Origin of the sequence: Amycolatopsis sp. NPDC059657 (genome assembly GCF_042734395.1) — a bacterium.
Classification (GTDB): Bacteria; Actinomycetota; Actinomycetes; order Mycobacteriales; family Pseudonocardiaceae; genus Amycolatopsis.
The window spans coordinates 1-16,445 of sequence record NZ_JBHWEB010000038.1; the positions used below are offsets into that span (position 1 = coordinate 1).

Here is a 16,445-nt window from a genome sequence, read left to right on the forward strand (position 1 = left end):
CCGTCGAGTTCGAGACCCTGTACAAGTCAGGCGACCTGATCAGCCTGGTCGCCTGACCCCAACAACGAGTCTCTACCGAACCCGGGGCGGTTCACTAACTACCCGGCATTGGGTTCTAACCGCCCGCAACGCTCACGACCTCATCCAGCGGTTTTGTACGGCTGAGCAAGAAAACCGCCACCAGCGCGACGCCCGCGAGCCCGGCCAGTATCGAAAAGCCTGTGGTGAACGAGCCCGTCGAGTCCTTCAGCCCGCCGAGCACCGCGGTGAACGCGAACCCGCCCAGGTTCGCGCACGAGTTCCCGAAGCCCGAGCTGAACCCTGCCGTCCGCTGACCCAGATACGTCAGCCCGACACTGAACAGCGGCCCGAAATACAACTGGATGAACAGCGCGTTCACGCCCACCAGTAGCACCAGTGGCACGAGCCCGTCCACCAGCGGCAGCACCGCCAGCGATAGCCCGAGCATCGTCAACGACACCGCGATCACCGCCAGCGGCCGGTGCAGCCGATCCGAAAGCCACCCGCCGAGCAGGTTCGACGGTGCCGTCAGCAACGCGCCCGCCGCCGCGACCGCGCCCGCGAACGCCAGCGTCTGGCCCTTTTCCGAGACCAGGTAACTCGGCAGCCAGAACGTGAAACCCTGTACCAGCGAAAGCCGGACGAACTGGATCACCCCGACCAGCCACAACGCCGGATGCCGGAACAGCCGCCGGATCTCCGCCGCCCGCGGATGCGTGCCCGGCTCCCGATGCGGCGAGACACCCACGCGGAAGTACAGCGCCACGCACGCCAGCCCGATGCCGCCGAACAGCACGAACAAGCCCTGCCAGCCGAGCGGCCCGACCAGCACCGGCCCCAGCGCGTTGAGCAGCACACTCGACGAGAACCCGCCCGCGACGTACAGGCCCATCGCGGTCGCGCGCCGGTTCGGCGGGAACTGATCGCGGATGAGCACCATGCCCGGCGCGAAGATCAGCGCGCGGAAGAACCCCGACAGCACCTGGACCACCAGCAGCCAGCCGTAGGACCCGACCACCGAGAACAGCAGCGACATCGCGTTCGTGCCGAGCAGCCCGGCGCAGAACAGCCGTTTCGGGTCGAACCGGTCGGTCAGCCAGCCCGATGGCACCTGCATCAGCGCGTAGACCAGCATCGACACGGCGGCGAGGTTGCCAGCCTGGCTGAACGTCAGCCCGAGATCCGCCCGTATCAACGGCAGGAACAGCGAGATCCCGCCGAACACCAGCGACTGGCTGCTCTGCCCGAGCACGATCAGCCCGATGTTCCATCCCCGCATCGGCCGGCCCCTCCCAGGTCAGCGGCCGATCAGCTCCTCGACCGTCTCCGCCCGCCGGAGCAGCTTGAACGCCACATCGCCGTCCTCGGTCAGCTCGAAACCGTGGACAGCGGGCTCGGGCAGGCTGTTGTAACGGTAGGGCGCGGAGAAGTAATACGCGCCGGTATCGAGCAACGTCACAATGTCGTCCTGCTCCAGCAGCGGCAACGGCCGCCCGCTCGCGACGAGGTCGCCCGCGAAACAGCACGGACCGGCGATGTCCTGCGGCACCGGCGGGCCGAGCCGTGGCCTGCCGAGCGGGTCGTACCCGGCCACCCGCAGCGGCCACTGCTCGGGCACCATCGTCGTCCGCATGGCGACCTGCGAACCGGCGTGCGTGATCGCGATCCGCCGCCCGCCCGCCGACTTGGTGTACTCGACGCGTGCGGCGATGAACCCGTTCTTCGCCAGCAGTGACCTGCCGAACTCCGTGACCACCCGGTACCCGCCGCGGAACAGTGCGGGCGCGGCGGCCATCAGCTCGGCCACGTGATCGTGGAAGCGCGGTGAGTCGTCGTCACCGCCGAAGTTCACCGAGAGCCCGCCGCCGACGTCGATCCCGATCACCTGCTGCACGCCGGCACGCGCGTTGATCTCCTCGGCGAACTCGACGACTCGCGCGACACCTTGTGCGGTCAGCCGTAGCGGCACGCCTTGCGAGCCGACGTGGACGTGCATCCAGCGCAGCCACGGCCGCGCGAGGTAGGCCTCGAGCAACGTCGTGCGGTTGCCCTCGTCGTCCAGCGCGATCCCGAACTTCGACGTGCGCGAAGCCGTGCTCAGCGCCTCGATGGCGCCGCTGCCGGTCTGCGGGTTGATCCGGATGCCGATGTCCGAAGTGGACGATCGCAGGCTCAGGATGTCGTCGACCCTGGCCAGCTCCTGGAAGTTGTCGATGTTGATCGCGACACCGTCCGCAAGCGCTTGCTCCAGCTCACGACGCGACTTGGCGGGGGAGTCGAAGACCAGTTCCCCGCCACGGAACCCGGCGGCGCGCGCCTGCGCCAGCTCGCCGGCGCTCGCGACCTCACAGCTCATCCCGAGTGCGCGAAGCTCACGCAGCACCGGCACGATCGGATTGGCCTTGGCCGCGAACGCGTGCCGGACCTGGAGCTCGTCAGGCCACGCGGAGCGCAGCGCCGCGACGCTCTCCGCGATCCCGTCGAGGTCGACGAACGCGGCCAGCGGCGCGTCGTCGGGATCCATGAGTCCCTGCTTCACCGCTGCTTGAACGGCCAGGTTCCGGCGCTCGACTCGCTGCACCCTCGTGCTCCTCTCAGCGGTTCCGACCTGAGAAGCATCGCGGTCGCGGGCCAGTGCGGTCTTCGTCGTGCGCGCAAACGAATCAGGTGTGGCGAGGTAGAGATGGCCAACTCGCCGCCGCGGCGATCGAGGCATTAGTGCGCCGGTACAACGTCGGCGGACTCTTGTGGTCTTCGCGCACGAATGGACGGCAACTTCCCCTGCGACACCCGCTGTCTCCCTTTTCCGTCAGATCCGTCCACAAAAGGATCGCGGTTGCCGGTGGCCTCGTCTCTGTGTCAAAGCGACAGCAAACGGGGTCGTGGGTGTTGCATTTGGCCAACCAGCGCCGGACTTGGTGGCTTTATCCCAGCAACCGGAGCTGCAGCTCCGCTACCAGCCGCTGCTCGGGGTCCCGCACATCGAGCCCGGAGACCTCCTCGATCCGGCGCAGCCGGTACCGCAGGCTGTTCGCGTGCAGGCCCAGCGCCTTCGCCGCCGCGGGCACGTCGCCGAAGTGGTCGAGGTACACACGCAACGTGGCGAGCAGATCGCTGGTGAGCGTGGCGACCGGCGTGCGCACAGGCTGGTCGACGCCGGCGAGCTCGTCGAGCATGAGCGCCAGCGTCGCGGCGCTGGCGACGTCTTCGAGACGGGCGACCGGCTCCTCGCGCGTGCGCAGCACCCGGTGCGCCAGCGCCGCGGCATCCCGCGATTTCGGCGCCTCCGCGAGCGACGGCACGACGTCACCGACCCCGATCTTCACCTTGAGCTGCTCCGCCAGCCGCCGCGCGATCCGTACCGCCTCGTCGGCGCCGGGCAGCTCGGCGAGCAGCACGAAGATCCGCTGCCCCTCGGCGAACGAGACCGACGGCCGCCGGAACGCGGTGCACTCGAGGTTGACCAGGTTCAGCAGCCCCCGCACCGGCATCTCCGGCTGATCGAAGACGAGCACAGCGCACGCCGACTCCAGCCGCAGCGAAGCCCGCAGCGCGAAAACCTCGGCCGACCCGTGCCCGCCGAGCAACGCCCGAGCCGACTCCTCGATCAGAAAAGGCTCCCCGCCTTCTCTCGCCCGAAGGTGGATCAGATGCGGGACCGCGGCTCGCCCCGCCGCGCGCAGTGTGTCGGGCACGGTCACGGGCAGCGGCTTGCCTGCGGCGGCCACCCAGATCGACCCGAAGATCTCACCACCCGCCTTGATCGCGATCGCGAACCGTTCGGGTGAATCACCTTCGGCCTGCCGATGCACGACATCGCCGGAAGTCCACAATGCCTGAAAGAACCCGTTCTCCCGCAACGCTTCCACGCGTTCCGGCGACATCCGCTGCCCGAGAATCGTCTGCCGCCGGATCTCGTCGACCGACTCGTCGGTCCGTGAGAACGCGAGCACCCGCGAACGCATGTCCTCGATCGTCACCGCCCCGCCTGCCGCGTTCCCCACGGCATTGGCGAACGCGGTGAGATCCCCGAGCGGAACGCTCTCCAGCTCATCGTCGACCTGGACGCCCGCGCTCGCGAGCCCGGCCCTGATCAACCCGACCAGCTGCGCCCAGGTCAGCCACGCGGTCCTGACCAGCACGGCGACCCCGGCCTCCGCCGCCACGTCGCGCAGCGCCGCGTCCGCACCGCGCAGCACGACCCCGGCCGCCGCTGCCGCGCCCGCCCGGCGAATCAGCTCACGCGCGGCTTCAGGCTCGACCCCGACCCCGAGCACCAGCTGGTCCCGCCAAGCCCGCTGGTCGGCGGGGTCGTAGACCTGTACGCCGGTGACCGGCACGGACAAGCCTTTCGGAAGGCTGTATGCCTCGACCACTCCGGCGCCGAGCACAGCGAGCAGTTCGTCCAGGGAAACCGCCGCTTCAGCCACGATCGCCAGCTTAGTGGCCGGTCGGGACGAGGGGGGAAACTTTGGCGCAGGGGCCCATTTCAGGCGACTGTGAAACGTCTTGACCGGGTCTGCGGCGGGCTGCCAGGTTGAATTCCGCCCCAGTGATCCGGAAAGGACCCGCTCGCATGATGCGTCGTATTTCCATGGTGGCCGCCGCGGTGGCGGTCGCCGGTGCCGTCCTGACGCCCGCCGCCACCGCGAGTGCGGAAGCCTCCTGTGAGGCCGGGCGATTCTGCTGGTTCCAGTTCAAGGACTACGGCGGGGCCGTCAACTCCTACCGGTCGACCAATCCCGGGCAGTGTTATGGCATCGGGGCAGGCGAATACACGAGGTCGTACATCAACCACACCGGGATCCAAGGCTATTTCTACGCCTCGAAGGATTGTTCTGGTTCTCCAGGCGGCGTCATGTTGCCGAACAAGGACGCCACGGACACGGGCGTTTACGCGTACTCGTTCCGCGACAGTTGCGTGACCTGCAAATCCTAGGTCGTGAGTGGTTTGGCCGGTTCTATTGGGCGGAAAGCCGAATGTGGCTGGCTGGTGGGGGACTCCTTCACCAGGTCCGGCGAGGCGCTCTGGAGCCTCGGGTGGGCCCCGATCGTCGGAGGGTGTGTGGGTTTCGGGGCGTTAGACGACCCAAAACCCACACGCCGGAGTCCCGGCGGGGTGACTGTGGAGGATTTGCGTCGCCTAACGCCGCAAATCCTCCACGGTCACTCATTCGTGGCCAGGCCTGACGCGGGCCAAGGTCGCCCAGCACGGCATGACACCTTTGCCCTTCCGCCCAATAACCGGCCGTACCACTCACGACCCGATGCCGCGGACGAGCAGCATCACGGAGTCGCGCACGTCGTCACGCGTTCGCCGCGGCTGGAACACCTGCCAGTCCAAAGCCACCACGAGCATCGTGCCGAAGAGCCCGGCCGCCGCCGTCTGGATCCGTACGCCGTCAGGCAACCGGCCCGCGTCGTCGAGGCGCTGCAGCTGCTCCTTCACAATAGAGATGATCTCCTCGCGCAGCAGCGTCAGGGTCTCGTGCCATTGGCCGGGCGTCCGCCACATCTCCGAGACCAGGATCTGCGAGAAACCCGGGTACTCCGCGATGAACTCCAGCGCCGCGTCGACCTGGGACTCGAGGACTTCGAGTGGGTCGGTGTCGGAGACGGCCGCGCGCAGGCGGTCGGAGAGCAGGCCGACGCCGTACCTGAGCAGTGCGTCGACCAGGCCGTCCTTGCTGCCGAAGTTGTAGTACACCGTGCCCTTGGCGACGCCCGCTTCGGCGGCGATGTCGTCGACGGTCAGGCCGACCAGGCCGCGGGTGGAGGCCAGGCGGAGCGTGGCTTCGAAGAGCTTCTGCTTCGTGGCCTCCCGGCGCGGACTCACAGCGAGAGTTCCGGTTTGAGCGCCGACACCGTCCACACGCGACGCTTGCGGGCCGCGAGCGTCGAGACGAGCAGCGCACCGACCAGGTAGGTCAGCAGCACCGCGATGTCGCCGATGATCTTGGTCGACGCGCCGGTGTACATCAGGTGCCGGAAGCCGTCGATCGCGTAGCCCATCGGCAGCACGATGTGCAGCGGGTACAGCGCGTCCGGGATCGTCTGCCACGGGAACGTGCCGCCCGCGCTGACCAGCTGCAGCACCAGCAGCACCAGGCCGAGGAACTTGCCGACCGCGCCGAGCAACGCGTTCAGCGCGTGCACCACGGCGGTGAACGTCAGCGACACCAGGATCGCGAACCCGATCGCGCCGAGCGGGTGCGCGATGTGGATGCCGACCAGCCAGGTCACCGCGCCGAACAACACGATCACCTGCGCCATGCCGAGCACCGCCGACGCGAGCCAGCCGCCCAGCGCGACCCGGAACGGGGACGCGCCCCCGGTCAGCGCACGGGTGGCGAGCGGGCGGAGCAGCAGGAACAGCACGAACGCGCCGATCCAGGTCGCCAGCGAGATGAAGAACGGGGCCAGGCCCGCGCCGTAGGTCCCGGCCGAAGCCGCCGACGCCGAGTTGATGGCGACCGGGTCGGCGATCGTGTTGGCGGTCGCGCTGCGGGTCGGGTCGTCCGGGTTGGGGATCTGCTTGAGACCGTCGTTGAGACCGTCGCGCAGCTGAGCCGACCCGTCCGCGAGCTGGTTCGTCGCGGAGACGGCCGTCTTCTCGCTGTCCGCCAGCTTGGTCGCGCCCGCGCTCAGCTGGTTGCCCGCGTCGGCGGCCTGCGCGATACCGGAGGCCAGCTGCGGCGAGGCCGCGGAAAGCTGCGCCGCGCCGTCGGCGACCTGCTTGGACCCGCTCGCGAGCTGGGAAACCTGGGAGTTGGCGTCCTGGATCTTGGTGTTCGCGGAGTCGAGCGGCGCGCGCAGCGTGCCGAGCGCGGACAGCACCTGCTGCACCTGCGCCTCGGGCAGCCCGTCGGCGCGCAGCTTCTGCGCGAGCGAACCGTTGACGCTGTTCAGATTGCTCTGCAGATCGGCCGAAGCGCTCGCGACCGCGGAGGCGGTCGACGCGAGCTTGGCATTGCCCGCGGCCACCTGAGACGCGCCGTCGGCGAGCTTGCTCGCCTGCGCGGGCAGGTCCTTTGTCTTGTCCCGCAACGTGTTCAGGCCCGGCGAGAGCTGACCGAGACCGGACGCGAGCTGCGTGGCGCCATCGGAAAGCTGTGCCTGACCTGACTTCAGCTGGCCGAGCCCGTCAGCGAGCTTGTTCGCCCCCGAAGCCGCTTCGGCGATCTTGCCGTAAATGGTCGAGAACCCGACGAGGAACCGGTCGGCCGCCTCGCTGCCGACCTTCTCCGCGATCGTCTTGCGCACCTGCTCGGCGACCTGCTTGGCGATCGTGCCGGACAGATAGTTGTTGGCGTCGTTGGTTGTCAGCGTGACCGTCGCCTGCTGCGGCTGGAGCGTCCCGACACCCAGCAGCGCTTGCGAGAACCCGGCCGGGATGCCGATCGCGAACGAGTACTTGTCGTCGCGCACACCGGCCTTGGCCTCGTCGGCGGACACCTCGTGCCACTGGAACGTCCCCGACTTGAGCAGCTCATCGGCGACCTCGCGGCCGATATTGCGGCCGTCGGAGCCCTGGTCGTTGACCACGACCGCGGCGGGCAGCTTGTCCAGCCGCGAGTACGGGTCGAAGTTCGCGTACAGGTAGAAGGACGCGTACAGCAGCGGGACCAGTACGAGCGCGAGCATCGCGAGCTTCGGCAGCTTCCCGGCGGAGAGCCTGCGAAGCTCGTTCAGCGCGATCCGGATGGCGGTCATTCCTGCTCTCCTTCGACCTCGCGGCACAGCTGCGGCGAGGGTTGGTCCAGTTGCCCGACGCGCGCGGGCTCGACGCCCAGCGCGATCACGGGAGTGGTGGTCAGCACGACCACGGCGAGGCCGGCGGCGGCGTTCTCGCGCGCCAGCGCCATCCACGCGCCGAGGTCGGAGGTGTGCCGCTCGGGCTGGTCGAGCACCAGCATGCGGATCCCGCGGCGGCTCGCGGCCAGCGTGGTCAGCAGCCGGGTCCGCGTCGCGGGCTCGATGTTCTCGAAGCGCACGTTCGCCAGCGGGGCGACGTCGTGTTCGGTCAGCCAGTTCAGCACGTCGGCCTTGCCTGCCGGCTTGTGCGCGAGCGCCAGTTCCTCGCCGACCACGACGCGCAACAGCAGCGCGTCGTCGGGTTCGGTGACACCAGGCGCGTCGACGATGGCGACCATGTCCTGCAGCTTCGCGGGCTCGTCGACGGTGACGGTCCCGGTGGCGGGCTTGATCCGGCCCGCGAGCGCGAGCCCGAACGCGGTCACGCCGACCCCGGGTTCGCCGTGCACGATGGCGAGTTCGCCGTCCGAGACGGTCAGCGAGGTGGGCGGTAACAGCGTGCCGTGGGGTCCTTCGACGGACACCCGGTCGGCTCGAACCTGCACGGTGACTCCTGATTTTAAACTGACTGGTCAGTTCAAAAGGTAGCCCTGTGCTGGGCGATGATCAAGCCGAGGGGGTGCGCGTCACACTTCCGGGTCACCGAATCGCCGACGCGGGACGGACCTCCCAAATCGTCCACAAGGGACGGTAACCCTGCCGCGGCCAGAAAACGGACGCGAGCGGGTTCGGCGGGTTGTAGTACAGATAGGTCCCGGTCGCGCCCTCGCGGTGGAACTCATTGTGCACCAAGGACATGAGCGCCTGCCCGAGCCCGCCGCCGCGCGCGTCCGGCGCGGTCACGACGTTGTTCACGTAACCCCAGCGGCCATGCGGCAGCAGTTCCGCCGCCCACGAATCCGGTTCGGACTCGACCCAACCGCATTCCGCGGCGGCGATCACCGCGCCGTCGCGCTCGGCGACCCAGACCAGCTGATCACCCTCGAATTGGCGCTTGAGCTGCGGGCGGACCAGCTCCTCTGTCTCCGGGCGCTTCGGCGACGACACCAGCCCGGTGTAGTCGAACGTGGAGACGGCCAAGGCGAGCACGTCCTCGAAATCCGACTCCCGTGCCCGGCGGATCGTGACGCCTTCCGCCGCGACGATCTCGCCTGGCGGCGAGGTGCGCGTCGCGAGGATCGAGATCGGCACGAAACCGTGGTCGAGGAAGGCGCGGATGGCGTGCGCGTCGTGGCTCGGCCAGTTGACCATGCACGCCGAGTCGGCGCCCGGCGCCAGCTTCGCCATCCGCTCGCACCACGCGCGCAGGTGCGCGTCCATGTCGGTGGTCTTGTCCGGCGGGAACAACTGCCAGACCTCGGTGGCCGACCACAGCCGCTCGACCGCGCCGGGGCCGTAGTCGTGCCGGCGGAGCACTGCTTCGCCCAGCCGCTCTTCATAGGTCACGGCTTGCGCGTCCGGAAGATCGCGGTGCCGGGAAAAAGCTTGCCCCGCAACGGACTCCACTGTCCCCATGTCCGCGTGTGACCCTCCGGCCACTCCGGCTCGATCAGGTCTTCCAGCGCCAGTCCGGCGCCCGCCAGCGCGCGGACGTAGTCGCCGAGCGTCCGGTGGTACTCGACGTAGGTCGCCTCGCCGTCCTCGTCGACTTCCACATAGGGCGTGCGGTCGAAGTACGGCTGCGTCGCGGTCAGCCCGGTCGGGCCGGGGTCGTCGGGGAAGATCCAGCGCATCGGGTGCGTCACCGAGAACACCCAGGCCCCGCCTGGGCGCAGTACTCGGGAAACTTCGGCGAACACGGCGTCGATCGACGTCACGAACGGCACCGCGCCGAACGCCGAGCAGGCCAGGTCCACGCTCGCGGTCGCGATCGGCAACTGCTCGGCGGTCGCCTGCAGCAACGGCACGTCGAGGCCGGTGCGCGTGTTGCCCTCGCGAGCGTGGCGCAGCATGCCGCCGGACAGGTCCATGGCGACGACCCGCGCGCCCTGCTGGGCGAGCCACCGCGCGCACGCGGCCTGTCCGCAGCCGATCTCGAGGACGCGCTTTCCCGTGACCGGTCCGAGCAGCCCCGCGTCGGCTTCGCGGACACCCTCAGGGCACCACACGAAGTCCGCGTCACCGAGGAACTCACCGTGGGTGGCCTGGTAGTCGTCGGCGTCCGCGTCCCACCAGGCGAGGTTCGCCGCGGTCGCCTCACGCGTGCCGACCGCGCGGTACGAGGTGCCCATGGTGCCGAGCCGCTCCTCCGCGCGCGCGTGCCGGTCGTCGGGTGCTGGGGCGGGTGAGACGCTCAACGGGATATCCTTCTCGCAGGTCGGGGCCTATACGCGGAGCCTAGCGGCGGCCAAGATCCCGCGAGCGGACCCTGATTGTGTCCCGTACAGGGGGCCGCGTAGGATATCTGTTAGCGCAGTGGGTTCGCGCTGCCTATCCCTCAGACGTGTTTCGTTGGAGAGTTCGTCGGGGTCCGGGCCGCGCGCCGTTTGCGGTGATGCTCGCGGTCGTTTCGAGGTCGTTCGCAGTCGCCTATGCCGGTTCCCACCGTGCCCAACAACTGCACACCCACTAATCCATCCATCACCGGAGCAACCCGCCTAATGACCATCGACACCGCCACTGCCCCGACTTCGTCCGGTACCCCTCAGGTCGCCGTGAACGACATCGGGTCGGAGGAAGACTTCCTCGCAGCCATCGACAAGACGATCAAGTACTTCAACGATGGCGACATCGTTGAGGGCACCATCGTCAAGGTCGATCGCGACGAGGTGCTGCTCGACATCGGCTACAAGACCGAGGGCGTCATCCCCTCGCGCGAACTGTCCATCAAGCACGATGTCGACCCGGCCGAAGTGGTCAAGGTCGGTGACGAGGTGGAAGCCCTCGTTCTCCAGAAGGAGGACAAGGAAGGGCGCCTGATCCTGTCCAAGAAGCGCGCGCAGTACGAGCGCGCCTGGGGCACGATCGAAGAGCTCAAGGAGAAGGACGAGCCCGTCAAGGGCACCGTCATCGAGGTCGTCAAGGGTGGTCTCATCCTGGACATCGGCCTCCGCGGCTTCCTCCCGGCCTCGCTGGTCGAGATGCGCCGTGTCCGCGACCTGCAGCCGTACGTCGGCCGCGAGCTCGAAGCGAAGATCATCGAGCTGGACAAGAACCGCAACAACGTGGTCCTGTCCCGCCGCGCCTACCTGGAGCAGACCCAGTCCGAGGTCCGCAGCGAGTTCCTCAACGCGCTCGCCAAGGGCCAGGTCCGCAAGGGTGTCGTCTCCTCGATCGTCAACTTCGGTGCCTTCGTGGACCTGGGTGGCGTCGACGGCCTGGTGCACGTCTCCGAGCTGTCCTGGAAGCACATCGACCACCCGTCGGAGGTTGTCGAGGTCGGCCAGGAGGTCACCGTCGAGGTCCTCGACGTCGACATGGACCGCGAGCGCGTCTCCCTGTCGCTGAAGGCGACCCAGGAAGACCCGTGGCGTCAGTTCGCCCGCACCCACGCGATCGGCCAGATCGTGCCGGGCAAGGTCACCAAGCTGGTTCCGTTCGGTGCGTTCGTCCGCGTCGAAGAGGGCATCGAGGGCCTGGTCCACATCTCCGAGCTGGCCGAGCGCCACGTCGAGATCCCGGAGCAGGTCGTCCAGGTCAACGGCGATGTCATGGTCAAGGTCATCGACATCGACCTCGAGCGTCGCCGCATCTCGCTGTCGCTGAAGCAGGCCAACGAGGGTGTCACGCCGGACGCCGAGTTCGACCCGACCCAGTACGGCATGGCGGCCGAGTACGACGCCGAGGGCAACTACATCTACCCCGAAGGCTTCGACCCGGACACCCAGGAGTGGCAGGAAGGCTTCGACAAGCAGCGTGAGGAGTGGGAGCGTCAGTACGCCGAGGCTCACACCCGCTACGAGGCCCACATGAAGCAGGTCGTCAAGGCCGCCGAGGCCGACGCGGAGGCCGCTGCCGACGCGGCGACCGGTGTCACCTCCGGCGACAGTGGCGAGCAGTCCTACACCTCGGCCCCGGCCGAGGCGAAGAGCGGCGGCACCCTCGCCTCCGACGAGCAGCTCGCGGCTCTCCGCGAGAAGCTCTCCGGCGGTGCGTGAGCTACCCCGCTAGCTGACTAGCTGAGAGCGGCCCCGAGTCCACTTCGGACTCGGGGCCGTTTTCTGTTTGCCGCGGCTGTTGTCCCGGCAAGGCGTCCTCCCGGGCCGTTTGAAGGAATGAACGCCACGTTCACAACGCTGAGCGACGCAAACGCCCCGTTCATCCCGTCCAACCCCGCTCCAGAATGCGCACAAAAGCGACAATGCAGGACAAAAATCACCAGCGTGAGTACTTTGTGGACATTCAGTGGGCACCTCGGGGCGAGTTGATCTTCGCAAACCGACCTTGCTGGGACTCTGAAGCTAGATGTGGCGAGAGGGTGGTCCTCATCAAACCGAAGTTCACGGTCCCGGCAGTATCGCGCTCGCCGATCTTGGTCAGCCGCATTGTCGCGCCAGACCACGCACGGTCCACAAAGGACTCAAGACGCGGCCTTTTGTCACTTAATATCGCTTTTGTCCGAATTGCTGGCCGAGTGAAGGCCTAGTTTGGCCCGCAGGGCTGGGTGAAGGCTCCCTTCACAACTTCAAAAGCAAACCTCGAAGCCTCGGCTGGCTACAGGTCAAGCCCGTTGATCATCGCGAGGATGCCCTCGCGGTACACGGGCTCGTTCGCCTCGGGGGTGGGCTCCAGGAACCAGCCGGGCAGCGGGCCGCGCATCTGCTGCACGAGTTCGACGCTGACCAGGCCGTGCATGGTCGTCCACAGCAGATACGCGAGACGCACCGCGTCGGCCCCGGGCGGAGCGCAGCGCTCGACCCGGCGGAGCAGGACGCTGAACGAATCACGCAGCACGGTCACGCGCAGTGCCGGGTCGGGGTCGAAATCCGGCACCGGGCGTTCGAACATGAACGCGTAGCGCGCCGGACTCTCCAGCCCGAAGTCCCGATAAGCCAGCGCGCACACCATCAGGTCCTCGCGAGGATCGCCCGATGGCGGCGGAATCGTGTCGAGTGCTTCGGACAGCAGCTCGAAAACGCGCTCGTACAGGGCGTCGAGCACGCCGGCCCGCCCGCCGAACCGGGTGTAGACGGCGATGGTGGTGGACCCGGCGAGCTCCGCGACCGCGCGGACGGTCAGCCCGGCGACGCCGTTCTCGACGAGGAGTTTCAGCGCCGCGTCGAGGAATTTTTCGCGGTGGGCCTGCTGAGATGGCCGGGCGGTGCCGTGTCGGGTCGCCATCTGCCGCATCCCCCTTAGGCGTCCATGCCGAGCGGTCAGGCTCGCTGGCTCCGGCGTGTTGCGACAGAAGATACGATATTGCGGCCGTTAAGGGAACGCGTTTGACCGGCCAGGTTCGCCCCGACCGTCCACAGGCGACGCCGTGCTCAGGTGGTGGCGGGGATCCAGATGCGCTCGAGCGCCGCTTCGCGGGCCTTGCGGCGCAGTCCGGCGAGGCTGTGCTTGGCGGGAACCATCATGGCGCTGAACCAGGTGCGCCGGTATTCCTCCAGCGCCAGTGACACCGCACGGTGTGCGACACAGTGCACCAGCCCCGGCGTGCCCAGCCGGTGCTTCCCGACGTGCTTACTGGTTGCCATCCATTCCTCCGTGTGGGCGACCACTCCGCTTCGCACGGTACGCAAAGCGAGTATCCAAGCGTGGAACGCGACCGGCGTGTCACCCATATCAGTTCTGTCACGCCCACCGATGATCTTGCTTAACGGCGATCGCTGTGCAGCGTGCGGTGTGCATTAGGGTCTGACGCATGCTGCGCGTGGGACTCACCGGCGGGATCGGTGCAGGTAAATCGACGGTTGCCGGTCGGCTGGCCGAGCACGGGGCGGTGCTCATCGACTCCGACAAACTGGCCCGCGAGGTGGTCGAACCCGGCACCGAGGGGCTCGCGGAGATCGTCACGGCGTTCGGCGCCGAGGTGCTTTCGGAGGACGGCAGCCTCAACCGGCCGGCGCTGGCGGCTAAGGCGTTCGCCGACGACGAGTCACGCAAACGGCTGAACGCGATCGTGCACCCGCGTGTCGGCACGCGTACCGCGGAGCTGATGGCGGGCGCCGCGCCGGACGCGATCGTCGTGCACGACATCCCGCTGCTGGTCGAGAACGGGTTCGCACCCAACTATCACCTGGTCATCGTGGTCGACGCACCGGTCGAGACCCGGGTACGCAGGCTGATCGAGTCGCGGGGCATGCCGGAGTCCGACGCGCGCGCCCGCATCGCCGCGCAGGCGACCCCGGAGCAGCGCCGTGCGGCCGCCGACGTCTGGCTGGACAACGGCGGCGCGCCGGACATCGTGCTCGCCGACGTCGACGCGCTGTGGGCCGACCGGCTGGTGCCGTTCGAAGCGAACCTGCGCCTGCATCGCGCGCGCGAGGCGGACTCGCCGAAGACCGTGCCGTACGACGAAACCTGGCCGGCGCAGGCGGCCCGCGCGATCGCCCGCCTCAAGCTGGTGGCGGGGGAGAAGCTCCTGAAGGCCGAACACGTCGGCCCGACCTCGATCCCGGGTCAGGCGGCGGCCGACGTGATCGAGCTCGAGCTGAAGCTGTCCACTGTGGACGAGCAGGTGACGAAAGCGTTTGCGGACGCGGGATTTCCGCGAGCCGAGGACGGCCTGCACCTGAGCGCCGACCCTGGGCGCCCGGTCGTTGTGAGGGTCAAGGGCTCGTGAGTGATGCCGACGGTTCTAAACGTCGGCATCACTCACGAGCCCTTCAGCAGTCCGCGCTCGAAAGCGACCGCGACGGCGGCCGCGCGGTCTTTGACGCCGAGTTTGGCGTAGGCGTGCAGCAGGTGGGTCTTCACGGTGGCCTCGCTGATGAACAGCTTCTTGGCCGCCTCCTTGTTCGTCGACCCGCGCGAGATCAACGCCAGCACCTCGATTTCGCGCTGGCTCAACGGTTCCTGCGCGGGCGCGCGCATCTGGCCCATGATCCGGCTGGCGACGGCGGGGGAGAGCACGGCCTCGCCACGTGCCGCCGCGCGGACGCCGCGGAAGAGCTCCTCACGCGGCGAGTCCTTGAGCAGGTAGCCGGTCGCGCCGGCCTCGATGGCGGGCACGACGTCGGAATCGGTGTCGTAGGTGGTCAGTACCAGTATCCGAGCCGGGTTCTTGCGTTTCGTCAGCTCGCGGATGGCCGAGACGCCATCGTGGCCCGGCATGCGCAGGTCCATCAGCACCACGTCGGGCCGCAGGCTTTCGGCCAGCGTCACGGCCTCGTCGCCGTTCGCGGCCTCGCCCAGCACCTCGAAGCCGGGCTCTCCGGTGAAGATGCCGCGCAGGCCGTCGCGGACGATCGGGTGATCATCGGTGATCAGGATGGTGATGGTCACGACGCTCCTGAGATCGCGGGCACGGTCGCGGAAACGGCGGTGCCGCCCCCTGGTTCGGACTCGACGTCCAGTGTCCCCGAAAGCCGTTGCGCGCGTTGCCGCATCCCGGTCAAGCCATAGCCCCAGGCCACCTCGGCGAAGCCGACGCCGTCGTCACGCACATCGAGCGTCACCTGATCCTCCATATAGGACAGAGTGACGCCGACCCGCCCGGCGTTCGCGTGCTTCGCGACGTTCGTCAGCGCCTCCTGCGTGATCCGCAGCAGGGTCGCTTCGATCTCCGGATGCAACGGCCGTGCGGTGCCCGTGGTCGTGAATCGCACTGGTACCGAAGCCCGCTCGGACCACTGGGCCGACACCTGGTCGAGTGCTTCGGGGAGCGTGGCCTCGTTGAGCTGCTGCGGCCGCAACGCGTGCACGGTGCGCCGGGCTTCGGCGAGGTTCTCCCTGGCGAGCGCGGTCGCGTTGTCGAGATGCCGCTGCCATTCCGCCGAGTTCTCACGCGCCTGCCTGGCGGCTTCGAGCTGGGTGATGATGCCGGTGAACCCCTGGGCGAGCGTGTCGTGGATTTCCTCGCTGAGCCGCTGGCGTTCGTCGAGCACTCCGGCTTCGCGTGCCTGGCTCAGCAGCTGCCGGTGCAGGCCCGCGTTCTCCTCCTGCGCGGCTTCGAGTTCGTCGTTCGTCTGGCGCAGCTGGCTGTTCTGCTTGGAGATCTTGGCCGAGATGAGCGTGCCGACGCTGACGGCGGCCGTCTGGATCAGGATGACCGGGATCCACAGCGCGGGCTCCGTCGTGAGAGCCACGGCCGGGCCACCCGCGGGCATCGTGTTGATGAGGAACGAGGTGGCGAAGATGCCCGCCACGGCCACCGGCAGCGGGCGCAGCTGGAGCGCCTGGAAGAACCCGCTGATCATGAAGATCAGGAACAGTGGTTCCCTGGTGATCAGCGCCGTCGCCAGCACGAGCGTGCCCACATAGGACACCGTGATGGCGAAAACGTTGTCGCGCAGGCGTTTCGGCGGCCAGGTCACGGTCAGCATCAACCAGAGGACCGTGGCCGCGATGAGGGCGAGGGTGACCGGCAGCCCCGGCCAGGTGTGCGGACGGCTGAGGCTGACGGCCGTCGCGATGACCAGCAGGATGTACGGCAGCAACTGGTCGATGTTGGTACGCCATGGCCACCACAGATGGGTCACTCGCTCTGGCGGCCACAGGTCCAT

General features: G+C 68.2%; 14 protein-coding genes and 1 pseudogene. 3 read left to right on the forward strand and 12 right to left on the reverse strand.

From position 1 onward, the window contains the following. Positions 1 to 115 precede the first annotated feature (115 nt). The 3 genes from ACFV15_RS21340 to ACFV15_RS21350 form a co-directional block, all read right to left on the reverse strand. A complete protein-coding gene (locus ACFV15_RS21340) occupies positions 116 to 1,300 on the reverse strand; it encodes an MFS transporter (protein ID WP_378352240.1) in 1,185 nt (394 codons plus the stop codon). Positions 1,301 to 1,318: 18 nt separating this feature from the next. Continuing rightward, positions 1,319 to 2,602, reverse strand: coding sequence for a diaminopimelate decarboxylase (locus ACFV15_RS21345; protein ID WP_378352241.1), 1,284 nt, complete (start codon positions 2,600 to 2,602; stop codon positions 1,319 to 1,321). 343 nt (positions 2,603 to 2,945) lie between these two features. Further along, the gene (locus ACFV15_RS21350) at positions 2,946 to 4,451 is read right to left on the reverse strand and encodes a PucR family transcriptional regulator (RefSeq protein WP_378352242.1); all 1,506 of its coding nucleotides are present in this window, start codon (positions 4,449 to 4,451) and stop codon (positions 2,946 to 2,948) included. 146 nt (positions 4,452 to 4,597) lie between these two features. Here ACFV15_RS21350 and ACFV15_RS21355 point away from each other — a divergent pair, with 146 nt between their 5' ends. Continuing rightward, a complete protein-coding gene (locus ACFV15_RS21355) occupies positions 4,598 to 4,960 on the forward strand; it encodes a peptidase inhibitor family I36 protein (RefSeq protein WP_378352243.1) in 363 nt (120 codons plus the stop codon). 318 nt (positions 4,961 to 5,278) lie between these two features. Here ACFV15_RS21355 and ACFV15_RS21360 read toward each other — a convergent pair whose 3' ends face one another. The 5 genes from ACFV15_RS21360 to ACFV15_RS21380 all read right to left on the reverse strand — a co-directional run bounded on the left by ACFV15_RS21360 (position 5,279) and on the right by ACFV15_RS21380 (position 10,067). Beyond that, positions 5,279 to 5,857 carry a TetR/AcrR family transcriptional regulator gene (locus ACFV15_RS21360; protein ID WP_378352244.1) on the reverse strand — a complete coding sequence of 193 codons (579 nt, stop codon included), beginning with the start codon at positions 5,855 to 5,857 and terminating at the stop codon, positions 5,279 to 5,281. After that, positions 5,854 to 7,734 (reverse strand): YhgE/Pip family protein, encoded by a 1,881-nt coding sequence (locus ACFV15_RS21365; RefSeq protein ID WP_378352245.1) that lies wholly within the window; start codon positions 7,732 to 7,734, stop codon positions 5,854 to 5,856. The genes ACFV15_RS21360 and ACFV15_RS21365 overlap by 4 nt, the downstream gene beginning before the upstream one ends. Beyond that, positions 7,731 to 8,381 carry an ABC transporter ATP-binding protein gene (locus ACFV15_RS21370; protein ID WP_378352246.1) on the reverse strand — a complete coding sequence of 217 codons (651 nt, stop codon included), beginning with the start codon at positions 8,379 to 8,381 and terminating at the stop codon, positions 7,731 to 7,733. The genes ACFV15_RS21365 and ACFV15_RS21370 overlap by 4 nt, the downstream gene beginning before the upstream one ends. A gap of 94 nt (positions 8,382 to 8,475) precedes the next feature. Then, entirely contained in the window at positions 8,476 to 9,282 is an 807-nt protein-coding gene (locus tag ACFV15_RS21375; RefSeq protein ID WP_378352247.1) for a GNAT family N-acetyltransferase, read from the reverse strand. After that, positions 9,279 to 10,067 carry a class I SAM-dependent methyltransferase gene (locus ACFV15_RS21380; protein WP_378352305.1) on the reverse strand — a complete coding sequence of 263 codons (789 nt, stop codon included), beginning with the start codon at positions 10,065 to 10,067 and terminating at the stop codon, positions 9,279 to 9,281. Before ACFV15_RS21380 ends, ACFV15_RS21375 begins: the two co-directional genes overlap by 4 nt. 369 nt (positions 10,068 to 10,436) lie before the next feature. Between ACFV15_RS21380 and rpsA the strand changes: the two genes are divergently transcribed. Continuing rightward, entirely contained in the window at positions 10,437 to 11,933 is a 1,497-nt protein-coding gene (gene rpsA / locus ACFV15_RS21385) for a 30S ribosomal protein S1 (RefSeq protein WP_378352248.1), read from the forward strand. Positions 11,934 to 12,489: 556 nt separating this feature from the next. Here the strand turns inward: rpsA and ACFV15_RS21390 are convergent. After that, positions 12,490 to 13,116: a TetR/AcrR family transcriptional regulator gene (locus ACFV15_RS21390; protein ID WP_378352249.1), complete on the reverse strand. Its 627-nt coding sequence runs from the start codon at positions 13,114 to 13,116 to the stop codon at positions 12,490 to 12,492. 146 nt (positions 13,117 to 13,262) lie between these two features. Next, entirely contained in the window at positions 13,263 to 13,475 is a 213-nt protein-coding gene (locus ACFV15_RS21395; RefSeq protein WP_378352250.1) for a hypothetical protein, read from the reverse strand. Between the two features lie 167 nt (positions 13,476 to 13,642). On the opposite strand from ACFV15_RS21395, the pseudogene coaE reads away from it, so the two are divergent. Continuing rightward, positions 13,643 to 14,554: pseudogene (coaE, locus tag ACFV15_RS21400) on the forward strand (dephospho-CoA kinase); the annotation flags it as partial. Positions 14,555 to 14,595: 41 nt separating this feature from the next. On the opposite strand, the gene ACFV15_RS21405 reads toward coaE, so the two are convergent. Together ACFV15_RS21405 and ACFV15_RS21410 are read right to left on the reverse strand one after the other, a co-directional pair. Next, on the reverse strand, positions 14,596 to 15,225 hold the full coding sequence (locus tag ACFV15_RS21405) for a response regulator (RefSeq protein WP_378352251.1): 630 nt from the start codon (positions 15,223 to 15,225) through the stop codon (positions 14,596 to 14,598). Next, a complete protein-coding gene (locus ACFV15_RS21410) occupies positions 15,222 to 16,445 on the reverse strand; it encodes a sensor histidine kinase (protein ID WP_378352252.1) in 1,224 nt (407 codons plus the stop codon). Before ACFV15_RS21410 ends, ACFV15_RS21405 begins: the two co-directional genes overlap by 4 nt.